The sequence below is a fragment of the Citreimonas sp. genome, from assembly GCF_042096055.1.
In the GTDB taxonomy this organism is placed as follows: Bacteria; Pseudomonadota; Alphaproteobacteria; order Rhodobacterales; family Rhodobacteraceae; genus Citreimonas.
Map to the genome: position 1 here is coordinate 74,689 of NZ_JBELMH010000005.1, position 6,000 is coordinate 80,688.

General features: G+C 69.9%; 7 protein-coding genes. 4 read left to right on the forward strand and 3 right to left on the reverse strand.

The genetic code is table 11. The features are described from left to right. Positions 1-12 precede the first annotated feature (12 nt). A complete protein-coding gene (locus ACFDTC_RS02760) occupies positions 13-201 on the reverse strand; it encodes a PLDc N-terminal domain-containing protein (protein WP_375257338.1) in 189 nt (62 codons plus the stop codon). A 216-nt stretch (positions 202-417) separates the two neighbouring features. Between ACFDTC_RS02760 and ACFDTC_RS02765 the strand changes: the two genes are divergently transcribed. After that, positions 418-1,167 (forward strand): phosphatase PAP2 family protein, encoded by a 750-nt coding sequence (locus ACFDTC_RS02765; protein ID WP_375257339.1) that lies wholly within the window; start codon positions 418-420, stop codon positions 1,165-1,167. A gap of 1 nt (position 1,168) precedes the next feature. Here ACFDTC_RS02765 and ACFDTC_RS02770 read toward each other — a convergent pair whose 3' ends face one another. After that, positions 1,169-2,848: a mechanosensitive ion channel family protein gene (locus ACFDTC_RS02770; protein WP_375257340.1), complete on the reverse strand. Its 1,680-nt coding sequence runs from the start codon at positions 2,846-2,848 to the stop codon at positions 1,169-1,171. A gap of 231 nt (positions 2,849-3,079) precedes the next feature. Continuing rightward, a complete protein-coding gene (locus tag ACFDTC_RS02775; protein ID WP_375257341.1) occupies positions 3,080-3,988 on the reverse strand; it encodes a LysR substrate-binding domain-containing protein in 909 nt (302 codons plus the stop codon). A gap of 91 nt (positions 3,989-4,079) precedes the next feature. Here ACFDTC_RS02775 and pcaC point away from each other — a divergent pair, with 91 nt between their 5' ends. From pcaC to pcaG, 3 genes are read left to right on the forward strand one after another with little or no spacing between them, the layout of a single operon-like run. Then, positions 4,080-4,460 (forward strand): 4-carboxymuconolactone decarboxylase, encoded by a 381-nt coding sequence (gene pcaC / locus ACFDTC_RS02780; RefSeq protein WP_375257342.1) that lies wholly within the window; start codon positions 4,080-4,082, stop codon positions 4,458-4,460. Then, entirely contained in the window at positions 4,457-5,224 is a 768-nt protein-coding gene (pcaH, locus tag ACFDTC_RS02785) for a protocatechuate 3,4-dioxygenase subunit beta (RefSeq protein ID WP_375257343.1), read from the forward strand. Before pcaC ends, pcaH begins: the two co-directional genes overlap by 4 nt. Then, positions 5,224-5,823, forward strand: coding sequence for a protocatechuate 3,4-dioxygenase subunit alpha (gene pcaG, locus ACFDTC_RS02790; protein WP_375257344.1), 600 nt, complete (start codon positions 5,224-5,226; stop codon positions 5,821-5,823). The genes pcaH and pcaG overlap by 1 nt, the downstream gene beginning before the upstream one ends. Positions 5,824-6,000 lie beyond the last annotated feature (177 nt).

Sequence of the window (6,000 nt, forward strand, 5' to 3'; positions counted from 1 at the left end):
GCTCCGGCGGGCTCAGACCGTGGACGCGGTGCGCCGGGGTCCGGCGATCAGCCAGACGATGAAGCCGATCAGCGGCAGCAGAAGAATGAACAGGGTCCAGAGCACTTTCTTGCCCGTCGAGGCGGACGAGCCGAGGATGTGCACGAGGGCCCAGATGTCGAGGACGAGCAGGATAAGCCCGCCGATACCGAAGAATTCCATGTGTCTCTCCTTCATGGCCCGGCGCGGGTGTCGCAACGCGTCCGCGCGCCGAGGCCGGTGTTTGGTGTCTGCCCTGTCAACGGTATCGGGCCGGCGGTGTTCCGCCGGGCGTTCGACGCCCGGGCGGCGGAGGTCGGTCGAAATGCGGGCAGGAACAGCGCTGCGCGCGTCACGCGCACGGGCGGAACCCCGCCCGCGGGCGCGGGTTGGGCCGGCATGTCACGTCTATCCGATAGAACCCGCCACGCCCGCTCGCTCCTCCGCTCGGTCGAGATCCGATCGCTGGTCTCGCTGGCGCTGATCATCGCCGCCGTCTGGGCCTTCGCCGAACTGGCCGACGAGGTGATCGAGGGCACGACCCGCAACCTCGACCGCGACCTGCTGCTGATGCTGCGCACCGCGGGCGACCTTTCGGACCCCATCGGCCCGCCGATCCTGGAAGAGATCGGCCGCGACCTGACCGCGCTGGGCGGCGTCATCGTGCTGACGCTGGCCACGCTGTTCGCCGGCGGCTTTTTCCTGATGCGGGGGCAATACGGCTCGATGGTCTACCTGTGGACCACGGTGGGCGGCGGCATCCTGATCTCGGGCATCGCCAAGGAGTTCTTCTCGCGCCCGCGGCCGGACCTGGTGCCGCATGGGTCGATCGTGCACACGGCGAGCTTTCCGTCGGGCCATTCGATGATGGCGGCGGTGGCGTATCTGACGCTGGGCGTGCTGATCGCCCGCGTGCTCGAGAAGCGCTACCTGAAGGTCTACGTGATGGCGATCGCGATCCTGGTGACCGTGCTGGTGGGCGTCAGCCGGGTCTACCTGGGCGTGCACTGGCCGACGGACGTGCTGGCCGGGTGGCTGGTCGGGCTGGGCTGGGCGATGGTCTGCGTGATGGGCGCGCGCGCCCTGTCGCGGCGCGGCCATGTCGAGCCCGAAGCGGACGAGGAAGCCCCCGCGCAAGACGCGCGCTGAGCTATTCCGCGGCGGCGGCGCCGCCCTGCCGATCCTCGTCGCCTTCCGCGCCCATGACACGCTCGCGCGGCCACCAGTCCGCGTGTTCGGCGGCGATCCAGGCCAGGAAATCCTCGCGCAGGCGGCTTTGCGCGGACCAGCCAGTCGAAGGGTCGGGCATCATCGCGAAGAAGCTGACCTCGAGCCCCTCGGGGCCGTGGTTGGTGGCATAGGTGTAGGCGCCGGTCTCGTCCTGGTCGAGGATGTCGTCGTCGGCGGCGATCAGCTCTTCGAACTTGTTCCGCAGGATGCTCACGTCGGCGCGGTGGTCGAGCGTCAGCTTGACCACCTTCATCATCTTGGCCTCGGTCACGGACCAGTTCTCGAACGGCTTGGACACGAAGTAGGTGACCGGCACGACGATGCGGCGGTGATCCCAGGTGCGAAGGCGCAGGAAGGTGTAGTAGATCGCCTCGACATAGGCCCAGTCGCCCTCGAACAGGACGCTGTCGCCGATGCGCACGGGCTTGGCGAAGGCGATCTGCAGCGACGCCATGATGTTGCCCAGCACCGCCTGCCCGGCGATGCCCGCGATCACCGTCAGCACCCCGGCCGAGGCCAGCAGCGCCATGCCCACCGTGTCGAACAGGTTGAGCCAGTTCATGATGATCACGATGGCGAAGCCGACCATGACCAGCACGATCAGCCGGCGCAGCGCGTAGATCGAGGTGTAGAGCTCGCGCTCGTCGGCGCTGCGCTTGTCGTCGATGTCGCCGACGAAGCGCAGGGTGACGCGGCGCAGGATGGCGTCGACCACGCGCAGCATCGCCATGCCGACGCCCCAGACCATCAGCAGCGTCAGGATCGGCCGCAGGATCGAGTTCACTGGACCCGAGAACGACAGCACGAAGTGCAGCAGGATCTGCACGAAGGTGGCCATCACCAGCATCGCCAGCGGCAGGCCGCTGCGTTCCAGCGCCGCCGACAGCCAGCCGCGATGCGTGCGGTTCGACAGCCGCAGCACGACGTTTCGCGCGCCCCAGCCCAGCAGCAGCGTCAGCGCGCCCAGCACGGGCAGCGCGATCCATTCCCACAGCCACAGCCCCGAGAATTCGCGCATGAGGCTTTCGGGGATGTAGGTCTCGTAGCGGCGGGGACCGTAGACATCATAGAGCGGCGGCACGTTGCGCACCGTCTGCGGCGTGAACAGCCAGACCTTCGGGCCGTCCTCGGCGCGGTAGCGCGCCAGGCGGATGTCGAGCGGGATGTTGTCGGCCTGCAGCGTCGCGATGGGAATGTTGCGGCGCGGCTCGCCGGCCAGGGGGTCGGAACTGCCGGCGACCTCGATCATCGCGTCCGGGCGCGAGGAGAGGTCCGCCCAGTCGACCCACACCTGCCGTTCGATGACCTGCGCCAGCTTCTGCGCGGCCTCCGGGCCGACGCGCGACTGCGCCTCGGGCGGGATCTCGGACAGGTTGAGGAAATGCGCCGCGCGCTCGAAGTCGTTGGCGTTCGCGGCGGCAAGGAAGTTGCGCATGGTGCTGCGCGGGCTGTCGCGGTCGATGCCCTCGGGCGGCGCATCGAGGCCCGCGTTCAGCGGCGTCTGTTCGTACCAGTCGGGATTGGCGTCCTGGGCGGCGGCGGAGAAGGCCATCAATCCGGAGACCGGAACCAGCAGGACGAGCGCGGCGGCGCGGGCCATTCTGCCGGATGCGTTCCAACCGGTGTTCAGCGGCACGGGTTCCTCCCGGATCGAATGACCATGCGGCGAACGCGACCGCCCCCATCCGCGGGGGACAGGGGCGGCGGGCGCCTCTGCACAAGCCGCCCGAGTTTCGCCTTCGAGGTCCGCGCGAGGGAACAACGCGGTCCGGGGATGTAACGCCGGATCCACGCGACGGTTCCCGCGGAAGGCGAATTCGCCTGCGCGCGGTCAGGCGCGCGCCGCCACCGCGTCGTGCAGCAGACCCGCCAGCGCCGCGATCTGCGGGTTCTGGTAGCCCGAGTGGCGCGCGGTGATCCCCACCGCCCCGGTCATGAAGCCCGAGTCCAGCGCGAAGGCGTGCAGACCGCCCGCCGCCACCTCGTGCGCGACGACGCCGCGCGAGATGAACCACAGCATGTCCGAGCGCTGCAGCAGCGGGCGCGCGAAGGCCAGCGAGACCGTCTCGAACGCCGGGCGCAGGCCGGCGAGGCCGATCACGCCGAGGTATTTCTCGACCGTCTCGCGGATGATCGCGCCGCGGTCGGGCAGGATGACCGGACAGGCGCGCAGCGCCTGCGCCGCAGGATGGCCCGCCATCGGGTGATCCGCGCGGGCGACGAGGTCGATGCGGTCCTCGTAGAGGTATTCGAACCGCAGGCCGGGCATGTCGTCGGCGGCGGGCATGCGGCCGATCATCAGGTCGATCTCGCCCGCGCGGAGGCGGTCGATCAGGTAGCGGTTTGGCCCCGTCGTCACCGCCACCTGCACGTCGGGGCGCGCGCGGGCGAAGTCGATCGCCACCTGCGGGAACAGGCTGCCCGCGACGGTGGGCAGCACGCCGACGGCGATGCGGTCGTCGGGACCCGCGCCGCCCAGCGAGCGGATGCCGGCCTCGAGGCTCGACAACGCCTGCAGCGCGTGGCGGCGGAAGGCGCGCCCTTCGGCGTTGAGCACGACCCGGCGGCCGGTGCGGTCGAAGAGCTTGGCGCCGACGAGGCTTTCCAGGTCGGCGATGGTCTTGGACAGGGCGGGTTGCGACACGTGGCGCGCCCGGGCGGCCGCCGTCAGCCCGCCGAGGTCGGCGACCGCCAGGAACGCCTCGACATGGCGCAGCTTTAGTCCGTTGGGTATAATCATACGATTATGGATATCGGCGGAATTTCTATTTTCCAAGCGCCGGGAGTTATGGAAGAACCACATCCAAGGGGACGTTGCCAGGAGGACGGGCATGAGCGATCGGTTCGAGACCGGCATGCGCACGCGGCGCAGGATCCTGGGCGACGCCCATGTGGACCGCGCCGAACAGGCCAAGGGCGCGCTCGACACGCCGTTCCAGGACCTGATCACCGAGGCCGCCTGGGGGCACGTCTGGTCGTCGGACGGCATCAGCGACCGCGAGCGCTCGATGCTGACGATCGCGCTGCTGGCGGCGCTGGGGAACTTCGAGGAGATCGCCATGCACGTGCGCGCCACCGCCCGCACCGGCGCGACGCAGCGCGACGTGGCCGAGGCGTTGCAGCACGTGGCGATCTATGCCGGCGTGCCGCGCGCGAACCACGCGCTGAAGATCGCCAGGGCGACCTTCGCCGAGATGGGAGAGCAGACATGAGCGACAGCGACCTGAGCCGCGAGATGGCGCGCGATCCGGCCGGCACCGGGCGGCTGATCCCGCGCGACCGGTCCGCGCACCCGGTGGTGTCCGATCCGGAATACAAGACGACGGTGGCGCGCTCGCCCTCGCTGCCGCTACTGTCGCTCGAGAGCACGCCCACCGAGGAGACCGGCCCGACCTTCGGGCATGGCGACCTGGGCGCGCTGGACGCGAACCTGGTGCTAAACTGGACGCGCGGCGAGGCGCAGGCCATCGGCGAGCGCATCCTGGTCCACGGCCGCGTGCTGGACGAGACGGGTCGCGGCGTGCCGCACACGCTGGTCGAGATCTGGCAGGCCAACGCAGGCGGGCGCTATCGCCACAAGAAGGACGGCTACCTCGCCCCGCTCGACCCGAATTTCGGCGGCTGCGGGCGGGCGCTGACCGACGCCGAGGGGCGCTATGCCTTCTTCACGATCAAGCCCGGCGCCTATCCTTGGCCCAACCGGGGCAACGACTGGCGGCCTGCGCATATCCACTTCTCGGTCTTCGGACATTCGTTCGGCCAGCGCCTGATCACGCAGATGTATTTCGAGGGCGATCCGCTGATCGCCCGCTGCCCGATCGTCGCCACGATCAAGGACCGCAGCCAGATCGACCGGCTGGTGGCGCCGCTGGACCTGGCCCGCGCGCGCCCGCTGGACCACCTGGCCTACAAGTTCGACATCGTGCTGCGCGGGCGGCGGCAGAGCTATTTCGAAAACCGGCCGGAGGGCATGTGATGGTGCAGGAACTCGACACGCTGCGCGAAACCGCCTCGCAGACGGCGGGGCCCTACGTGCATATCGGGCTGATGCCCGGCTGGGCCGGCAACCCAGGCGCCTTCGACGTGGAACTGGGCCGGACGCCGGCCGGAGACGGCGCGAAGGGCGACCGGATCGAGATCACCGGCGCGGTGCACGACGGCACGGGTGCGGTGATGCGCGATGCGCTGATCGAAAGCTGGCAGGCGGACGCGGCGGGGATCTATCCCGGCCAGGACGGCGCCGACCCGGCGGTATCGGGCTTCGGCCGCTTCTCGGCCGACCCCGAGACGGGGCTGTTCACGCTGAAGACGATCAAGCCGGGCGCGGTCGCCCTGCCCGACGGACGGGTGCAGTCGCCGCATATCGCGCTGTGGATCGTGGCGCGGGGCATCAACATCGGGCTGATGACGCGGATCTACTTCGACGATGCCGACCGCGACGGCGACCCGGTCCTGTCGCGGATCGAGCAGCGCCACCGCGTCGAGACGCTGATCGCCAAGCCCGAAGGCGAGGGCCGCTGGCGCTTCGACATCCGCCTGCAGGGCGTCGGTGAAACCGTGTTCCTCGACCTCTGACCCGATGACGCTTTCCCCGCTCGACAGCGCGCTCTGGTCAGGGATTTACGGCAGCGAGGCGGCGCGGGCCACGCTGGACGACGCCGCGCTGATCGCCGCGATGATCCGGGTCGAGGCGGCGCTGGCCGAAGGCTGCGGCGCGGCGGGCATCGTGCCGGCCGACGCCGCTGCGCGCCT